We start from the raw sequence: 18,621 nt of genomic DNA on the forward strand, positions 1-18,621 counted from the left end.
CTTAGACTGTCATTGGGTTTGGTTTAGATGGATCAATGCCATACTTCTTAATCGCCTCTGCTAGCTTCTGACGATCCAGCCGACCTGCATCAACCAATGATCTCAACGCAGTCACAACCACCCAGCGACGATCGACTTCAAAGAAATCACGTAACTTTTCACGGGTATCGGAGCGTCCGAAGCCATCCGTACCCAATACTTCATAGCGACGACCCATGTGCTGAATTGCGGGACGAATTTGCTCTGCAAACAAACGCACATAGTCGGTTGCCGCAACAATCGGGCCAGCGGTATCTTTAAAGCATTTCTCGACATGTGAAAGTACCGGGGTTGCGGTTGGATTGAGTAAGTTGGTCCGGTGAACAGCGTTCCAATCACGACCTAGCTCAGTAAAGCTTGGACAACCCCACAGATCAGAAGCGATACCCCAATCTTTTTGGAGTAACTCTGCCGCTTCAATCACTTCACGGAAGATTGTGCCAGATCCTAAGAGCTGTGCGCGCAATTTCGCATTCGCATCGCCAACTGACTTGAGTTTGTACATGCCCTTAATGATGTCTTTTTCAACACCTTTAGGCATAGCTGGATGCGCATAGTTCTCATTCATCAAGGTGATGTAGTAGTACACATCCTCCTGCACCTCTAGCATGCGACGCATACCATCTTGAATCACTACAGCCAGTTCAAAAGCAAAGGTTGGATCGTAACTAATGCAATTCGGTACCGCCGCACTCCATAAATGGCTATGACCATCTTCGTGCTGCAAACCTTCACCATTCAAAGTTGTTCTACCGGCTGTACCACCGAGCAAGAAGCCACGGCTACGCATATCGCCCGCAGCCCATGCCAGATCACCAATCCGCTGGAAACCAAACATCGAGTAGAAAATATAAAACGGCAACATCGGTACGCCATGCGTCGAGTACGATGTGGCGGCTGCGATCCAATCGCACATACCGCCCGCTTCATTAATACCCTCTTGCAAGATCTGGCCAGTCTTATCTTCCTTGTAGAACATCAATTGATCATGATCTTCTGGGGTATAAAGCTGGCCCAATTGATTCCAAATGCCCAATTGGCGGAACATTCCCTCCATACCAAAGGTGCGTGACTCATCAGGCACGATTGGGACCACGCGTTTACCAATGGTCTTATCGCGCACGATCGTATTGAGCATGCGAACAAAAGCCATCGTGGTCGAAATCTCGCGACCCTCTGTAGTCGCCTCCAGTAGCGGTGCAAATGCATCTAACGCTGGCACTGGGAGACTCTCAGCTTTGGCACGACGCTGCGGTAAGTAGCCACCCAATTCTTGGCGACGCGCTTTCATGTACTCCAACTCAGGACTGCCTTCAGCGAATTTCACCAACGGCATCTCTGCAAGTTGTTCGTCTTTTACAGGGATCTCAAAGCGATCACGGAAACGACGCACATCATCATCATTCATTTTCTTGGCTTGATGCGCAATATTCATGGCTTCGCCAGAGCCGCCCATGCCGTAACCTTTAATGGTGTGGGCCAAGATAACGGTAGGCTGATCTTTATGGTTTACTGCCGCATGAAATGCTGCATACACTTTGAGTGGGTCATGACCGCCACGATTTAATTGCCAAATTTCATCATCACTCCAGTCGGCAACCAACGCTTTAAGTCCCGGCGTATTGAAAACCGTCTCGCGTACATACGCTCCGTTTTTGGCTTTCATGGTTTGGTACTGACCATCAACAATCTCGCCAAGACGTTGCATCAAGATCCCTTTTTTGTCGCGGGCAAATAAGGCATCCCACTGACCACCCCAAACAACCTTAATCACATTCCAACCAGCACCACGGAACTCGCTCTCGAGTTCTTGAATAATTTTTCCATTGCCACGCACTGGGCCATCCAAGCGCTGCAAGTTACAGTTGATCACAAAGATCAAGTTATCCAGCTTCTCGCGCCCCGCCATACCGATAGCACCTAATGATTCTGGTTCATCGGTTTCACCGTCACCTAAGAATGCCCAAACTTTACGTCCCTGCTCTTGGATAAAACCACGACCACGCAAATACTTCATAAAGCGCGCTTGATAAATCGCCATAATGGGACCAAGGCCCATAGACACGGTTGGGAACTGCCAAAAATCTGGCATCAACCATGGATGCGGGTAACTGGAGATTCCATTACCGCCCACTTCTTGACGGAAGTTATTCAATTGATCATCGGTTAAACGACCCAACATGTACGCGCGGGCATACACTCCAGGCGCAGAGTGGCCTTGAACAAATATCAAATCGCCGCCATGCTTAGGAGATGGAGCATGCCAGAAATGGTTGTAACCAACGTCATATAAAGTCGCAGCAGATTGGAATGAAGAAATGTGTCCGCCAACGTTTGTATCTTTATTAGCACGCAGCACCATTGCCATGGCATTCCAACGTGTGTAGGAACGAATATGATGCTCGACATTTTGATCACCTGGTAGTCGCGCCTGATTCTCAACTGGAATCGTATTGATGTATGGCGTCTCCGCATGGAACGGTTGATTTACACCATTCACACGCGCATGCGAAATTTGCTGATCAATTAAATAAGCAGCACGTTGCGGCCCTTCGTTATGAATGACACCGTCTAATGCTTGCAGCCATTCTTGTGTTTCAACGGGATCGGCATCATTGCCCAATACTTTGTCAGGAACTGCAGCCATAACGTGTCTCCAATGGTTTTTCAGTAATTACTGCTATGTCATCTGTTAATCAATCACTCTATAGGCGATATTCTAGGAACGTATATGGGTGTATACAAGGAATTTTCCACATAATGGGAATATTTCTCATAATGTGAGATTATATTGCGATGCAAATAAAACCGCTCTCAAAGACCAGAAAATCCAATTGGACTGAGTAGCTAGGGCAAAATGGGTTTATTCGTATGAAATCCACGGTTTTATCTCGACTCGTCCTCGCCCCAATTCAATGGCTCCGCAAAATTCGGTGGTTTCGACTCGTCTATACCCCTTTGTTAGCGATTGTTTTATTTACCGCTGTCATGGGCATTATTTTGGCACCCTCCACCTCCAGGAGAAGGGTCAACAAGAAGCATTAGCATTTGCCAAACAGCGTATTCAACTGCGCTTTGCAAATAACTCAGAATCACTCAATACACTCAATCGCGAAATTGCTGCGAGTAGCGAGGATCCAAAACTCAAACAATTGGTTCGCGAGCAATCGAATGATCTGGTTCAAAACAACCAAGAGATCATTAAGGTAGTTTAGTTGGATGCAAATAGTTCACGTGTGTGGTCTGTTCCCACCAATATCCAAAAGTCAGAGTGGGATGCTCAGCTCGAAAAAAATCCTGTGGTGGCGGAAAGCCTCGCTACTACCATTGAGCTTAGTCGCATCACTGGCAGAACTGCATTTAGTAAATTTGTGATCTTGAATATGCCTGGGGAACCAAGCAAGGAAAAGAGAACACTTTTTTGGCAAGTCGCATCCAACATTGTGGGTGGTGAAGCGATTGGCTTCTTAGCTGCTCTCTACACCACACAGGGCATCTTGGATATTATTCCCGGGGAACTCACAGCCCTTTATCGTTTCACACTCCTGACGGACGATGATCGAGTCCTATCCATCTCATCCGATCGGGATACACCTAAAAGAGCCTTTAAGTTTAGATATGGGCGTACTGAGTCCGAATCTTGTTCTACGCATTGATACTTATCCTCCGTCTACCAATCATTTCGGATGTTGATTGGCGTTGTACTGGGTTTATCAGCATTTGTGATTTGGAGCCTTTGGTCTGTTTTGAAGCAGATGCAAGTTCGCCAAGAAGCAGAAGCAAGTCTGTGAAACGAAACGAATTTTCGTAATGCCATGGAAAATTCGACGCCAGTCGGTATTCGCGCACACGATATGCAAAAAAGAATTACCTATGTCAATCGCGCATTTTGTGAAATGACGGGCTGGTCTGCTAATGAACTCACGGGACTAGAGCCCCCTTTTCCATTTTGGCCAGACTCTCGACGCGATGAAATAGTGGACAAGATGAATCGCGCCCTGCGTTCGGAAATTAGCCTCAAAAACGGTATTGAAGGCGTCATTATGCGGCGCGATGGCACCTTAATTCAGATGCGTACCTTCCCCCCTAATTAATGAGAAAGGAAAGCAAACGGGATGGGTCACTTCATTAATTGATATTTCTGAACCGAAAAAGATTCGTGAAGAATTAGCCGCATTCCAAGAGCGCTTTATTACCGTTCTTAATGGCTTGGATGCAGCGGTGTCAGTAGTCGATCTGGAAAATGATCAACTCCTCTTTGCTAACCGCTTCTACCGCGAAAACTTTGGTGATGACTCTAAGGGACACTCCTTGCTATCTGGCGACACCAATAACTTAAAAACGCTTCATGAAGTGGCGGAAGATCTGCAAGAGTCTCCCCCTGGAATTCCGACTTCATTGCTGTATCAGGAGTCCGAATCTGAGGAAGTGCAGTTAAGCGAAAGTAACAATCGTTGGTATGAAGTGCGGCGTCGCTTTATTCCCTGGGTTGACGGTCGCCTAGCCCAGTTGCTAATTGCTACCGACATTACTGCTCGAAAAGAAGCGGACGAATTATCGCGCCAGCAAGAAGAACGTATGCAGTTTACGAGTCGTCTCACCACCATGGGTGAAATGGCATCCCCTCTCGCTCATGAATTAAATCAACCACTCTCGGCAATTTCCAATTACTGCATGGGAGTTGCCAAACGATTGGAAGACAATCTTGATCCCACCGTCTCTAAGGATATCTTGCCTGCACTGGAAAAGACCTCTGAGCAAGCGCATCGTGCTGGCACCATCATTCAGCGCATTCGTAGCTTTGTTAAACGCAGCGGACCACAACGCAAATCCAGCGGCATTAATGTCAACGCTGCAGTTGGGCTAGTAGAAGTTGAGGCGCATCGTCATCGTCTCAGTATTAGCTCCAGTATTGGCGAAAACTTGCCATTAGTGGATATTGATCCCGTATTGATTCTGCAGGTTTTAGTCAATCTCCTCAAAAATGCCCTCGACAGTACGCGGGAAGCCTACCCTCTCTCCTCTCGTTGGTCAGCCCCACCCGTCAATATCAGCGCCGATCTGGATACGAGCACTTTTCCGGCAATGTACGGGGTTCAGGTCACGGATGGCGGGTCCGGAATCCCCGAATCCGTGCTGGAGCGCATGTTTGAGCCGTTTTTTAGTACAAAATCCGGTGGTATGGGTATGGACTCAATATCTGCCGATCCATCATCGCATCCCATCATGGCCGGCTTTGGGCGGTAAACCGCATGGACTCAGAACATACCAAGCTGGTTGGCTGCACCATTACAATATTGCTACCCCTAGTTTCCCTAGAAGCTAGCAACAATACTTAACCGATTTACCTATCCGACAAGCTTGTGAGAACCCATATGAACTTGAGCGCAACTACTAAACCAAACCAGGCCGAAGTTGTCTACGTAGTAGATGATGATGAAGCCGTTCGTGACTCGCTCACTTGGTTGTTAGAGAGCAATGGCTATGTTGTGCGCTGTCATGCAAGCACAGAACGCTTCTTGCAATCTTTGCAAAGTACCGATAAATCGACAATTTCGTGCACCATCCTGGATGTGCGTATGCCTGACATGTCTGGCCTGGAATTGCAAGAGCGGCTCATCAGCGAAAACTTACCAATGCCAGTCGCATTCATCACAGGTCACGGCGATGTCTCGATGGCCGTTTCGACCATGAAACGCGGTGCAGTGGATTTCATTGAAAAACCATTTAAAGAGAATGATCTTTGCGGTTTAGTCGATCGCATGTTAGCCAAAGAGCGCGTGGATTACTCCCAAGCGAGCCAGCGCAAAATTACGCAAAGCCTATTAGGCAAGTTAACTGGGCGTGAGCGCCAAGTTCTGGAACGCATCGTGGCTGGACGCTTAAACAAGCAAATTTATGGAAAAGCTCAACGTCAATACCGTTCGGACTTGCTGCGTCTTGCCTTGTCTGACCCACAACCGAATTAATTAACGCTGCTCATGCCCGCTCAATTACTCGACGGAAACGCGCTCTCTAAGAAGTTGCGCGCAGAAATTGCGGCACGCGGGGCGATTGTGACCGCCAAAGGCGTTCGTCCGAGTTTAGCGGTCATTGTGGTGGGCGCTAATCCTGCTAGCCAGGTCTATGTGCGCAACAAAGTCAAAGCCTGTGAGGATGTTGGCTTTCATTCTGTGCTGGAGCGCTACTCTGCCGAGTTAGGCGAAGAAGAATTGCTCGCTCGTATCGCGACACTCAATGCCGATCCTTCCATTCATGGCATCTTGGTGCAACTCCCCCTTCCAGAACATATTGCGTCTGAGCGCGCGCTCGAAGCAATCGCTCCAGAAAAAGATGTGGATGGCTTTTACGTTGCGAATGCCGGCGCCCTCATGGTTGGACAACCCCAATTTAAGCCCTGCACCCCATATGGCTGCATGAAAATCCTAGAAAGCATTGATTACCCCATTCGCGGTGCTCGCGCTGTCATCGTTGGCGCATCGAATATTGTGGGCAAGCCGATGGCCATGCTCTTGTTGCAAGCTGGCGCCACCGTCACGATCTGCAATAGTAAAACACGGGATTTAGCGCACCACACGAAAGATGCCGATATTTTGGTGGTTGCCACCGGTAAACCCAAAATGATTTCGGGCGACATGGTGAAAAATGGCGCCGTGGTGATTGATGTTGGCATTAACCACTTACCAGACGGCAAGCTCTGCGGCGACGTCGATTTTGATAATGCGAAATACGTAGCGGGCTGGATCACCCCTGTGCCAGGTGGGGTTGGTCCGATGACAATCACCATGCTCTTGATGAACACTTTAGAGGCGGCTGAAAAAGCAGCCACACTATAGATCCATTAAGCTAGAGGGATGAATACATCTCCCTCTGCACCCCTCTTTTCTTTACCAGCCGATTTACAGAACAATCCGCTTTTGACCTTTGGTCGAGGCATTGCCGCCTATTCAACAATTGAGCCAAAGCACATTACACCGGCGATTGAGTTCCTGTTAAAGCACGCACAGGCAGCAGTCGATACCGCTACCAACCAAAATACACCATCAACCTGGCAAGACCTCGCGGAACCGCTTGAGGATGCCACTGAAGCCCTTGGAAGATCGTGGGACGTTATTTCACATCTTAATAGTGTAGCGGATACACCGGAACTAAGAGCGGCCTATGGCGCAATGTTACCGCAGGTCACTGCGTTCTTTTCAAGCTTGGGACAAAACCTAGCGCTCTATCAAAAGTTTAAAGAACTAAGCAAGAGTCCAGAATTTGCCACACTCAATCGTGCGCAAAAGAAAGTTATCGAAAACTCCTTACGCGATTTTCGTCTCGGTGGCGCAGAACTGAGTGATGCGGACAAACCCCGTTTTGCACAAATACAAGATGAGCAAGCGATTCTTGGTAAAGCATTTTCGGATCATGTGCTCGATGCAACCGATGGGTTTGTACATGTAGTCACCAATGAAGCTGATCTGATCGGTTTACCAGAAGATGTCAAAGCAGCGGCAGCCGATACCGCCTCGCAAAAAGACCTTCAAGGTTGGGCATTTACACTGCACTTCCCTTCCTACTATCCGGTTTTGCAATATTCCGAGAATCGTGAGTTACGGAAATTGATGTATGAGGCATACGTCACCCGAGCTTCCGAACTCGGACCTCAGTATGCCAAAGGTAATAGCGCTTGGGATAACACGCAAAACATGCTCGACCAACTCAAGTTGCGTGATGAAGAAGCGCGTATGCTAGGGTTTGCCAATTTTGCCGCCCTCAGTCTGGCGCCGAAGATGGCGAATGCCGTCGATGAAGTGGATCGCTTTTTAACGAACTTTGCGGAAAGAGCAAAACCATACGCGCAAAAGGACTGGGATGAGCTTTGCGAATTTGCCAAACAGAATTTAGGTCTAGTAGATGGAGTGCAACCTTGGGACACTGCGTTTGCCGCTGAAAGACTTAAGCAAGCACGCTACGCATTTTCTGAAAACGAACTGAAGCAATACTTTCCATTGCCTAAAGTACTCGATGGTCTGTTTGGCGTCATTCAAACTCTCTTTGGCGTCAAGATCGAATCGGCGAATCTGCCAACCTGGCATGCTGACGTTCAATCCTTTGCAGTCAAAGATACCTCCGGAAATACTCGGGCTTACTTTTACCTAGACCCTTATGCTCGCCCTGGTAAACGAGGCGGAGCCTGGATGGATGATGCCCGAGGTCGTCGCGTACTGCCCAACGGCGACATTCAAATTCCGGTCGCGTATCTCGTGTGCAACTTTGCACCACCCGTGACAGTAGATGGAGTGCTGCGACAACATACCATTACGCATGATGATGTTATTACTCTCTTTCATGAGAGCGGACATGGGCTCCACCACCTCTTAACGCAAGTCAGCGCTTTAGGCGTATCCGGTATTAATGGCGTTGAATGGGATGCCGTGGAGCTACCTAGTCAGTTTATGGAAAACTTCTGCTGGGAGTGGGAGGTCTTGGAAAAAATGACTGCCCACGTTGACACTGGTAAACCATTACCGCGTGACTTATACGAAAAAATGCTTGCGGCAAAAAATTTCCAGAACGGTTTAATGACCCTGCGGCAAATTGTTATGTCTCTGACTGACTGGAGGCTGCACTCTCGCTTTGATGTAACCACCGCTCAAGGTCATGCCGTATTAGATCTGTCCAGAAAAATCGCGGCAGAATATAACGTCATTCCCCAACCAAAGATCTCCTGTTGGATTAATACCTTTAGCCATATTTTTGCTGGCGGTTATGCGGCGGGTTACTACAGCTATAAATGGGCCGAAGTTCTCTCAGCAGATGCCTATTCTGCTTTTGAGGAGGCAGCCAAGCTCACGGGCACCGTATTGGATCTCCAAACTGGAGCGCGCTACCGTGAGGAAATATTGGAGGTAGGTGGTAGTCGTCCCGCCGCCGAATCCTTTAAAGCGTTTCGCGGAAGAGAACCCAGCATCGATGCCCTATTGCGACATGGAGGCATGGCTTAAGGCCGATTCAATCCTTCCAAGTGGGATGTTTTTCCATAATGGATTGAAATAATGCGGATTCCAGATGCTCTTGCAACCATTGATGCGTGCGAGGTATCGGTAGGCGCATAAATTGCTCAGGGCACACCATCGAGAATTGTCTAATAAACAGAAAGATGGCGATATCAACCCATGACTGTGCATTCAAGCAACTACTAGATCAATACAAGTATCCCAATCACTACCCTGAAATCAAACAGGAGACGGTTTTGCAGGAAGCAAGCGAGCTGATGCTCAAACCCATGGAGGTAGCGCTCCAACAGCATCGCTATCTCTTGGGTAATGGTCCATCATTGATTGCAATCCAATTCTGGGTTTGGTCTGATCCACCTGATTCAACCTTCAGGGTCGGCTTGCTCTAGGGCCCAATGCACGATATCCAAACTTTGATCGATCACCCGGTCGCCCACACACAGCACTGGCACTGTTCCTTTAGGAGAAACGAGCAACATGGATTTTGGCTTTTCGCGCAAAGCAATTTCACGATGCTCGACTGCTATGCCAGCATACCTTAGAGCCATTCGCGCTCGCATGGCATAGGGACTTCTTCGATACGAATACAAAATGGGCATCATCGATGCGCGTTCAACAAAATTATTACTCTAGGATTTTTTGATTGTGGCAATAACCGGAGCGTGATCCGAGGGTTGCTCCCAAGTTCTCGGCTCTTTATCCACCACACTCGCCTGACATTTTTCTTTCAAGGCATTACTCAAGAGAATATGGTCGATGCGCAAGCCTGCATTTCTGCGAAAACCCATCATCCGATAGTCCCACCAACTATACGTTTTAGGCGCTTGCTCAAACATGCGAAAAGAATCGTGCAGACCTAAGTTGGTAAGCGCCTGAAACGCATTACGCTCGGGTGGCGATACCAAATTTTGCCCTTCCCATGCCTTCGGATCATGCACGTCTTCGTCCGTTGGTGCGATATTGAAATCTCCTAGCAATGCCAAGCGCTGATTCTGATCCAACTCCCCTGCCAACCAGGATTGCAATGAATTGAGCCAATTTAGCTTGTACGCAAATTTATCGCTATCGGGCGATTGACCATTCGGAAAGTAAGCCGAGACCAATCGAATGGGTTGTGTACCAGCAAATGGAATGGTTGCCGCCAAAATACGCTGCTGTTCATCTTCAAAATTGGGGATATTGCGCGTGGGATTGAGGAACGTGGTTGCTGCATCAGATGCTATCGATGCCAAAGCTGCTTTGCGCACAATAATAGCCACACTGTTATACGTTTTTTGGCCAGCTGCCAGACTGACGTAACCAGCAGCCTCTAATTCTGCATGGGGGTACTTATCATCTGTGAGCTTGAGCTCTTGCAAACACAGCCCATCAACTGCTTGCTGCTTTTTTTCTTGATCTTGTAACCAACGAAGTACGTGTGGAAGGCGAACCTTTAAAGAGTTCACATTCCACGCGGCAATTCGGATTGAATCAGTCATCGATCCCAAGTTCCTGCAATTTTCGGGTGATCGTATTGCGTCCAATGCCAAGGCGTTGAGCTGTTTCAACACAACGGCCACGAGTGACCTCTAAAGCGGCTTGCAATACCGCTTTCTCAAAACGAGAGCAAAGAGCATCGTAAACCTCTTTGTCTCCATCTTGCAGCATCTTGATTGCTAACCGGCTCAGACCATTCTCCCAATCTCCAGATGGCGACTTTCCTGATGTGTGCATGGAAGCAGACTCACCTTGCTGCGCTGCGGACAGTGCACTTGCTTCAGCAACGATATCCGTTGGCAGATCACCCACCCCTATGACGTTAGTTGGGGTCATCACAATCAACCAATGGCACAAGTTTCCCAACTGCCGCACATTCCCTGGGAATGGCATAGCGCTCATTTCCTTGAGTACCTCATCCGAGAGTTTCTTGGGCTCAACCCCCATCGCTTTGGCGCAGGAAAGCATAAAGTGTTTCGCTAACACGGGAATGTCTTCACTGCGCTCACGCAATGATGGCATACGCAGGCGAATCACATTTAAGCGATGCATTAAATCTTCGCGGAACAATCCTGCCGCTACACGTTGCTCAAGATTTTGATGGGTGGATGCAATTACACGCACATTAACCTTGATGGGGTCTTGTCCGCCGAGGCGATAGAAGTGCCCATCAGTTAATACGCGCAGTAAACGCGTTTGCAAATCAAAAGGCAAATCGGCAATCTCACCGATAAAGAGTGTGCCGCCATCCGCCTGCTCTAAACGACCACGACGTAGCGTTTGCGCACCCGGAAATGCGCCACGCTCATGACCAAATAATTCCGATTCCAGCAAGTCCTTAGGTACCGCAGAGGTGCTCAGCGATACAAAAGGTCCTTTTACACGAGGGCTATGCTTATGCAACGCATGCGCTACCAACTCTTTACCAACCCCAGACTCACCCGTAATCAGAACCGTTGTGTGCGATTGTGCAAGGCGACCAATAGCGCGAAAGATTTCTTGCATCGCCGGCGCTTTTCCAATAATTTCAGTCGCCTCAGGTCGAATGCCGCCTAACTCCTTCTTATCCGTTTCGCTACGAATGCCCTGCTCTACCGCACGACGTATGAGCTCAACCGCTTTCTCAGTATCAAAGGGTTTGGTTAGATATTCAAATGCGCCGCCCTGGAAAGACGATACTGCGGAATCCAAATCCGAGAATGCTGTCATGATGATGACTGGTAAATTGGGATGACTTGCTTTCACATGTTGCAATAAATCCAAACCATTACCGCGCGGCATCCGAATATCGGAAATCAAGACCTGGGGGGGTTCTTTTTCCAGACTATTCAGTACATCATTTGGATTCGAAAAGCTTTTATGGGGAATATTATCCCGCGCTAACGCTTGTTCTAATACCCAACGAATAGATTGGTCATCATCGACGATCCAAATTGGCTTCATGATGCTTTCTCCTGCCTACGGTATGGAATTTGAATATGAAAATCGGTACGACCAGGGCGGCTTTCGCACGCTATAAAGCCCCGGTGCCGCTGGACAAAGGTCTGCGCAAGAGTCAGGCTAAGACCACTACCCCCTTCGCGACCCGAGACGAGTGGAAAGAAGATGCGTTCAATAATTTCTTCTGGTATGCCTGGGCCGTTATCAATCACGTGTAGATCCATTGCCAACTTGTACCGCTTCTTGGCAATAGTTACGGATCGAGCGACTCGGGTCTTCAATTCGATTTTCGCTGTGCCAGCATGAATTTCTTCCGCAAGCGCGTGGGCGGCGTTATGCACAGTATTTAATACTGCCTGAATCAATTGCTCACGATCACCCATCACCTCGGGCAAGCTCGTGTCGTAGTTACGAATGATTCGAAGGCCTTTGGGAAACTCTGCCAGCACCAAACTGCGCACGCGCTCAAGGGCTTCATGCACATTGAATGACTCCATCACATGCGCCTTGCGGTGTGGTGCCAATAGCCTATCAACTAAGGTCTGTAGTCGATCAGACTCTTTAATAATGACCTGCGTGTACTCACGCAGACCTTTTTCAGATAATTCAAATTCGAGCAACTGCGCCGCCCCCCGAATTCCTCCCAGAGGATTTTTAATTTCGTGAGCTAAATTGCGCAATACTTGTTTGTTCGCCTCAACCTGTTGTGTAACCCGCTCATCGCGCTCGCTACGCAACTGCTGATCAATCGGAAACCATTCCACCATGATCAAGGCTGGATCTTCTAAAGCGGCAATCACAACGTGTGCCGGAATGGAATCTTGATGAATACTTCCCGGCAATGAATGCAACACCATCTCTTGGCGCTGCGCCGAGACATTACTATGCTTCACCTCAGTGATCATGGCATTTAGTGCGGTGTTATCACCAAATAAATCGTGCACAGATTGACCCTCAAGCGCTTTACGTGACAGATCCAATGCTGACTCTGCAGCTGGGTTCACATAAACCAATTGTTGGTTCTCCGCCTCAAAAACCACGATGGCATTGGGCATCTGATCGAACAATGTCGGAAAAAAAGGAGCAGCCGAAGCTGCTCCCTTGAACAAATTGCGCAACAAACCTGCGCTCAAGTTCTCTCCTTCGCTTACAGGGAGTAGTACATATCAAATTCAACTGGATGAGTTGTCATACGGAAACGTGTGACATCCTCACTCTTCAACGCGATGTAAGCGTCGAGCATTGAATTTGTAAATACACCGCCACGAGTCAAGAACTCACGATCTTTATCCAAAGCTTCCAATGCTTGATCCAAGCTATGGCAAACGGTTGGGATCTTTGCATCTTCTTCTGGTGGCAAGTCATACAAGTTCTTGTCAGCAACTTCGCCTGGGTGAATCTTGTTCTGAACACCGTCCAAACCAGCCATCAACAAGGCAGAGAATGCCAAGTATGGGTTCGCCAATGGATCTGGGAAGCGAGTTTCGATACGACGACCTTTTGGGTTCGAAACGTGTGGAATACGAATCGAAGCAGAACGGTTACGTGCAGAGTAAGCCAACTTCACAGGAGCCTCAAAGCCCGGAACCAAACGCTTGTAGGAGTTTGTACCTGGGTTTGTAATTGCATTCAATGCACGTGCGTGCTTGATGATGCCGCCGATATAGTAGAGAGCGAACTCTGACAAACCTGCATAACCATTGCCTGCAAACAAGTTCTCGCCATTCTTCCAAACGGATTGGTGAACGTGCATACCAGAACCATTGTCGCCAACTACTGGCTTAGGCATAAAGGTTGCAGTCTTACCGTAAGCATGTGCTACGTTCTGAATCACGTATTTTTGCCAAATAGTCCAGTCAGCGCGCTGTACCAAAGTGCTGAACTTGGTGCCCAATTCGTTTTGGCCTTGACCGGCAACTTCATGGTGATGTACTTCAACTGGAATGCCCAATGATTCAAGAATCAAGCACATCTCAGAACGCATATCTTGGAATGTATCGACTGGAGCGACTGGGAAGTAACCACCCTTCTTACCTGGACGGTGGCCAGTGTTGCCGCCTTCGATTTCGGCGCCAGAAGACCATGGAGCTTCTTCAGAATCAATCTTCACGAAGCAGCCTTGCATATCAGCACCCCAACAAACGCCGTCAAATACAAAGAACTCTGGCTCTGGACCAAAGTAAGCAGCATCGCCCAAACCGGAGCTCTTCAAATACGCTTCAGCACATTTTGCAATAGAGCGTGGATCGCGATCGTAACCTTTGCCATCAGATGGCTCGATCACATCACAGGTCAGAACCAATGTTGGCTCTTCATAGAATGGGTCAATATAAGCAGCTGTTGGATCTGGCATCAACAACATGTCAGAAGCTTCAATGCCTTTCCAACCAGCGATAGAAGAACCGTCAAATGCATGACCGCTCTCAAATTTGTCTTCGTCAAAAGCAGAAATCGGTACTGTTGTGTGTTGCTCTTTACCCTTTGTATCTACAAAGCGGAAATCAACGAAAGTACATTCTTTCTCTTTAACTAACTTCATCACATCAGCGACGGTCTTCGTCATGCAACTCTCCTCTATAAACAAAACTCGGAATTCAAACGTAAGGCATACACCCTTGTTTATTCCAGGCATTCAACATACCGATTGGATGTATGTAATTTACTGAAACAAACAACGGGGAACACTCATTATTGCACCAATTAAGTGCTGAACTGGGCTGTTTTAATCCTTAAAACTGGGGTTTTGCACCGTTTTAGTGCCTTACAGAGCTAGACAATATCGTGAATTTCATAGCCCAGTTCTTGAGTGCCCGTTCTGAGGGCAATCCACGCACCTTCAAGGAGATTGGCGTTGCCTTTGATACCTAATTCAATATGGCGCTGGGCGTATACCCCGCCTTTGCTGGAGTCTCCTACTGAGGGCAGACTTAAATACCTTAACCCCCAGAAAGCTGGCCTCAATCCGCTCCATCAAGGGGGTCAAAGTGGATTCAATGCCCTTGGGAACAATGAAGCTTTGTTCAGCCCAATTTTCTCGATGAAAGAGATCTTGGTAATGCGTGTCCAGGCACCATGCCATCATCGGTGCAGCCATCACTAGGAAACCCGGCAAAAAGTGATGTTCTCGAATCCGAAATCCTGGAATTTGGTTATAGGGGTTCAGAATGATTTCGCTACCAAGCGGAAACTCACCCATCTTGAAGCGCTGTTGATTCTCTGGAGTGCTTAAATCTGACTTGATTGGATCGCCCTCCGCCATCGACTGAATGCGCCCAGCAATCAACTCTCCCGCGGTTGGATGCAATTCGGTTTTTGTGCCTAGGGCAAGTGCCGCACATTGGCGAGTGTGATCATCCGGTGTAGCACCAATCCCACCCAGTACTAAACACCACATCGCCACTAGCAGAACTGTCTTTCAGGGTTGCGGTAATTTGCTCAGGATCATCTGCAACATATTTAGCCCAAGATAGACTCAAGCCACGCTCATTGAGCAACTCAATCAGCTTACTCAGATGTTTATCTTGGCGACGACCTGACAAAATCTCATCACCAATCACAATCAAACCAAATCGTCTAGATGGGTAGCCATCAGACTCGGGAGCATCCACTGCGACTGTTCTCACTACATCATTCATTTGATTAACCATGATTTGGAAGTTCGGAGTCCGCAACACGCGCATGGACCGCGAGGGATTTCTCCAACTCTTCTTGTCTAAGAGCCTGTAAGGCATCTAGCAAAAAGTGGCTGAACCAGAGCGCTGCAAACACAAAGATTAGGGAGTAAATCCAGAGAGCAACAAAGCTCACGATCGGAAACAATACCAATGCCAGCGCAGAGGTTGCCCAGAAAAACGTCGGTACTGCACCCAACATACCCGCAACCACGCCCATCGTCAGCAAAGGCCAACGATACTTCTCCAGTAATAAGTCACGCTCTTCTACGCTGGCATGTTTGGCCAATACGTCATAGGACATCAGTCGCATCGTCAGCCAGCCCCACAATAATGGCGGAAGAACGGCGACCAATGGTGGCACCCACCACACGGGCAACGTCAGCAGCACCAAGACTAGGCAAATCAGCGCAGACCATAAGGTGTAAACCAGACTTCCAAAAAAGCCGCTGCCTCGCTTGCATTCCAATCCCTGATACGCAGGTTGACGTGCAACTACATTCACAATAGCGGGCACGGTAGAGAAAGCAACGAATACCAGAAGGCTAATTGTGATGAGCGGAATGATCAGCATTACAAAAAATAGCGGAGCAATCCATGCTCGGGCGTTATCAAAGCCTGCCCAGATCAATCCCTCCTGAGTCCAGCTAGTGAAGATCGACGTCGTGAGAAAAATACTGAGGGCCTCTAATGCAGGAGTCCATGTTAACCAAATCAAGACGCCCCATAACACCGCGACAATCAAAAAGGGTCGCAGACTCAACCACAGCATGCGGGGATGCATGGTTCCTACTAGGGCAAGCCCAAACGATTTAAATACTTGTTGCAACCCAACCATATGCACTCCCAAGACATACCGGGGGTATGTTTATTCTGGATATTTTACTTTGGCAATAGCTCTCGTACAGCGTGAACTAGGCCTTGCCATTGCTGCGTAGAGATATTAAGCAACCTTCTCCACCCATTGTGGCTCAATTTTGGCAATGGTGCGAGCGTACATGCGATTGGTTTCTTGGAGCTCCCCCGCCAGAATCCAAGCACCCGCCTTTTTACCAATCGTTGAGCCCGGCCAAATAAATGGACGTATTCCTCGAGCGCCCACATAACCGCCAGTTTTACTATTACGATCTTGTGACTTTTCATCTTCGTCTTTTTTAGCAACATAGCCCAATAGACCAGTGAGTAAAGCCAAGTGAATTTGTTCATAAGTCGCAGGTGTGCCATTCTCTTTCCACCCTTTTTCACCCAGCATGGTATGCAACTGCCCATGAACATCACGCCACTCTCACAAGCGTCTAGGCGATAAAAATTTACTGCGGCATAAATTTTCGAGCTGACGATTGCTGTGCTTGTGCTGTAATGCGTCCTGATACCAATCCCAAAGTTTTACAAAACTCAAAAATTCAGAACGCTCATCAGCAAACTGCAGATGCGCTTAATCAGCAGCTGCGCCCTGATCCATCGGTCACTCACGCGGATCTTGGGTGGCTAATGCGGATGCAATGATGGTGACCTCTCGGAGAGCATTTTGCTCTTTGGCGGCCAGCAACATCCTTCCTATACGCGGGTCTAGTGGCAAATCCGCTAATTGCTTACCAATCTGCGTGAGCTTAAATGAATGATGAAGCTCTTTCGCATCGGCCACTGATGGCGCTTCGTATTCAATAGCACCCAGCTCATCCAATAGTTGCACGCCATCGGCAATTGCCCTGCCGAGTGGTTTATCTATAAATGGAAAGTGCTGAATCTGCGGCAAGCGTAATGCACTCATGCGCAGCAAGACGGCTGCTAAAGAGCTACGCAAAATCTCGGGATCAGTAAATCTAGGACGACTTTGAAAATCTGCTTCGCTATATAGGCGCACACAAATACCATCCGCAACACGACCGCAACGTCCAGCACGTTGATTGGCAGCAGCTTGTGAAATGGGCTCTATCTGGAGTTGCTTCACCTTATTGCGGTAGGAGTACTGCTTTACTCTAGCCAAGCCACTATCAATCACATAGCGAATGTTGGGAACAGTGAGAGATGTTTCCGCAACGTTGGTAGTCAAAATAATGCGACGCCCATTACCGGGTGAAAAGACCCGCTCTTGCTCAGCTACCGACTGGCGCGCAAACAAACTAAGCACCTCAGGATGAAGGCGTTGTTGCAGCACATGGTCTTTACGCAATGCTTCAGCGCAATCCCGAATCTCCCGCTCTCCTGGTAAAAAAACCAGGACATCTCCCGATCCTGCCGAACCTTCTCGCCAAACCTTCGCGATTTCTTCGGCAACCGCCTCTGGAATTTCCTTAGCAGCCTTGGATTCTTTCTTGCTATCGGGCTCTAGGGGTGCGTAACGCTGCTCTACTGGAAATAATCTGCCACTTACCTCTATGACGGGGGCCACCTTGCCATTCAGTGCAAAGTGCTCGGCAAAACGTTGGGCGTCAATCGTTGCAGAAGTAATGATGAGCTTAAGGTCAGGCCTCTTAGGCAGCAGTTGACGCAAGTAACCCAACAAAAAATCAATATTGAGGCTACGTTCGTGCGCTTCGTCGATGATGAGAGTGTCATACGCTTTTAATTGGGGATCGCGCTGCGTCTCAGCCAGCAAGATGCCATCGGTCATCAACTTGATGGAAGCGCCTTGAGTCGTTTTGTCGGCAAAGCGGACTTGATACCCCACATCTTGACCAATTGGCGTGCCCAACTCTTGCGCAATGCGTTTTGCCGGAGCGGTAGCAGCAATACGGCGGGGTTGCGTGTGGCCAATCAGCTTTCCGCCATTGATCGTCCCGCGACCGAGATCAACACAGATCTTGGGTAGCTGCGTGGTTTTACCGGAACCCGTCTCACCGCACACAATGACTACTTGGTGGCTTTGCAAGGCATCTTTGATCAGTGGCCGCTGACCAGAGACTGGCAATTCTTCTGGAAAGCGGATCTCTAAGCGCCGTCCGGTGTTGGAAGCAGACACAGCTTGAGAAATTGGCTTGGGTTTTTTGTTG

At 48.5% G+C, this 18,621-nt stretch carries 13 protein-coding genes and 4 pseudogenes; 8 read left to right on the plus strand and 9 right to left on the minus strand.

From position 1 onward, the window contains the following. Position 1 precedes the first annotated feature (1 nt). A complete protein-coding gene (gene aceE, locus BQ1619_RS04710) occupies positions 2-2,686 on the minus strand; it encodes a pyruvate dehydrogenase (acetyl-transferring), homodimeric type (RefSeq protein WP_114662538.1) in 2,685 nt (894 codons plus the stop codon). A gap of 268 nt (positions 2,687-2,954) precedes the next feature. On the opposite strand from aceE, the gene BQ1619_RS09145 reads away from it, so the two are divergent. From BQ1619_RS09145 to BQ1619_RS04735, 8 genes and pseudogenes are all read left to right on the plus strand, one after another. Beyond that, the gene (locus BQ1619_RS09145; protein WP_197711868.1) at positions 2,955-3,254 is read left to right on the plus strand and encodes a hypothetical protein; all 300 of its coding nucleotides are present in this window, start codon (positions 2,955-2,957) and stop codon (positions 3,252-3,254) included. Next, positions 3,255-3,695, plus strand: coding sequence for a hypothetical protein (locus BQ1619_RS09150; protein ID WP_197711869.1), 441 nt, complete (start codon positions 3,255-3,257; stop codon positions 3,693-3,695). A gap of 150 nt (positions 3,696-3,845) precedes the next feature. Continuing rightward, positions 3,846-4,133, plus strand: a pseudogene (locus BQ1619_RS09155) (PAS domain S-box protein); the annotation flags it as partial. A gap of 127 nt (positions 4,134-4,260) precedes the next feature. Continuing rightward, complete coding sequence (locus BQ1619_RS09160; protein ID WP_197711871.1) at positions 4,261-5,286, plus strand: sensor histidine kinase; 1,026 nt, start codon at positions 4,261-4,263, stop codon at positions 5,284-5,286. Between the two features lie 128 nt (positions 5,287-5,414). Further along, a pseudogene (locus tag BQ1619_RS04720) lies at positions 5,415-6,008 on the plus strand (response regulator transcription factor). 12 nt (positions 6,009-6,020) lie between these two features. Further along, positions 6,021-6,875, plus strand: a complete 855-nt coding sequence (folD, locus tag BQ1619_RS04725; protein ID WP_114662540.1) for a bifunctional methylenetetrahydrofolate dehydrogenase/methenyltetrahydrofolate cyclohydrolase FolD — start codon at positions 6,021-6,023, stop codon at positions 6,873-6,875. Between the two features lie 18 nt (positions 6,876-6,893). Beyond that, a complete protein-coding gene (locus BQ1619_RS04730; RefSeq protein WP_114662541.1) occupies positions 6,894-9,029 on the plus strand; it encodes a M3 family metallopeptidase in 2,136 nt (711 codons plus the stop codon). Positions 9,030-9,184: 155 nt separating this feature from the next. After that, on the plus strand, positions 9,185-9,430 hold the full coding sequence (locus tag BQ1619_RS04735; protein ID WP_114662542.1) for a glutathione S-transferase family protein: 246 nt from the start codon (positions 9,185-9,187) through the stop codon (positions 9,428-9,430). Here the strand turns inward: BQ1619_RS04735 and BQ1619_RS04740 are convergent. The 8 genes and pseudogenes from BQ1619_RS04740 to hrpA all read right to left on the minus strand — a co-directional run. Next, positions 9,404-9,643, minus strand: coding sequence for a glutathione S-transferase N-terminal domain-containing protein (locus BQ1619_RS04740; RefSeq protein WP_114662543.1), 240 nt, complete (start codon positions 9,641-9,643; stop codon positions 9,404-9,406). The genes BQ1619_RS04735 and BQ1619_RS04740 overlap by 27 nt on opposite strands. Before the next feature lie 27 nt (positions 9,644-9,670). Next, the gene (gene xth / locus BQ1619_RS04745) at positions 9,671-10,519 is read right to left on the minus strand and encodes an exodeoxyribonuclease III (protein WP_114662544.1); all 849 of its coding nucleotides are present in this window, start codon (positions 10,517-10,519) and stop codon (positions 9,671-9,673) included. Further along, positions 10,512-11,960 carry a nitrogen regulation protein NR(I) gene (gene ntrC, locus BQ1619_RS04750; protein WP_114662546.1) on the minus strand — a complete coding sequence of 483 codons (1,449 nt, stop codon included), beginning with the start codon at positions 11,958-11,960 and terminating at the stop codon, positions 10,512-10,514. Before ntrC ends, xth begins: the two co-directional genes overlap by 8 nt. Then, positions 11,957-13,078, minus strand: coding sequence for a nitrogen regulation protein NR(II) (gene glnL, locus BQ1619_RS04755; protein ID WP_415066258.1), 1,122 nt, complete (start codon positions 13,076-13,078; stop codon positions 11,957-11,959). The genes ntrC and glnL overlap by 4 nt, the downstream gene beginning before the upstream one ends. Positions 13,079-13,104: 26 nt before the next feature. Further along, complete coding sequence (glnA, locus tag BQ1619_RS04760; RefSeq protein ID WP_114662550.1) at positions 13,105-14,520, minus strand: type I glutamate--ammonia ligase; 1,416 nt, start codon at positions 14,518-14,520, stop codon at positions 13,105-13,107. Positions 14,521-14,726: 206 nt separating this feature from the next. Continuing rightward, positions 14,727-15,469 (minus strand): annotated as a pseudogene (locus tag BQ1619_RS04765) (competence/damage-inducible protein A). Positions 15,470-15,596: 127 nt separating this feature from the next. Beyond that, positions 15,597-16,466, minus strand: coding sequence for an EI24 domain-containing protein (locus BQ1619_RS04770; RefSeq protein WP_114662552.1), 870 nt, complete (start codon positions 16,464-16,466; stop codon positions 15,597-15,599). A 111-nt stretch (positions 16,467-16,577) separates the two neighbouring features. After that, positions 16,578-18,590: pseudogene (gene hrpA, locus BQ1619_RS04775) on the minus strand (ATP-dependent RNA helicase HrpA); the annotation flags it as partial. Positions 18,591-18,621: the final 31 nt, after the last annotated feature.

This window comes from Polynucleobacter necessarius, from assembly GCF_900095195.1.
In the GTDB taxonomy this organism is placed as follows: domain Bacteria; phylum Pseudomonadota; class Gammaproteobacteria; order Burkholderiales; family Burkholderiaceae; genus Polynucleobacter; species Polynucleobacter necessarius_G.

Coding starts and splice junctions, on each gene's coding strand:
- BQ1619_RS09145 (WP_197711868.1), top strand. CDS start 2,955: ATGGCTCCGCAAAATTCGGTGGTTTCGACTCGTCTATACCCCTTTGTT.
- xth (WP_114662544.1), bottom strand. CDS start 10,519: ATGACTGATTCAATCCGAATTGCCGCGTGGAATGTGAACTCTTTAAAG.
- BQ1619_RS04735 (WP_114662542.1), top strand. CDS start 9,185: ATGGCGATATCAACCCATGACTGTGCATTCAAGCAACTACTAGATCAA.
- BQ1619_RS04740 (WP_114662543.1), bottom strand. CDS start 9,643: ATGATGCCCATTTTGTATTCGTATCGAAGAAGTCCCTATGCCATGCGA.
- ntrC (WP_114662546.1), bottom strand. CDS start 11,960: ATGAAGCCAATTTGGATCGTCGATGATGACCAATCTATTCGTTGGGTA.
- folD (WP_114662540.1), top strand. CDS start 6,021: ATGCCCGCTCAATTACTCGACGGAAACGCGCTCTCTAAGAAGTTGCGC.
- BQ1619_RS04770 (WP_114662552.1), bottom strand. CDS start 16,466: ATGGTTGGGTTGCAACAAGTATTTAAATCGTTTGGGCTTGCCCTAGTA.
- aceE (WP_114662538.1), bottom strand. CDS start 2,686: ATGGCTGCAGTTCCTGACAAAGTATTGGGCAATGATGCCGATCCCGTT.
- BQ1619_RS04730 (WP_114662541.1), top strand. CDS start 6,894: ATGAATACATCTCCCTCTGCACCCCTCTTTTCTTTACCAGCCGATTTA.
- glnA (WP_114662550.1), bottom strand. CDS start 14,520: ATGACGAAGACCGTCGCTGATGTGATGAAGTTAGTTAAAGAGAAAGAA.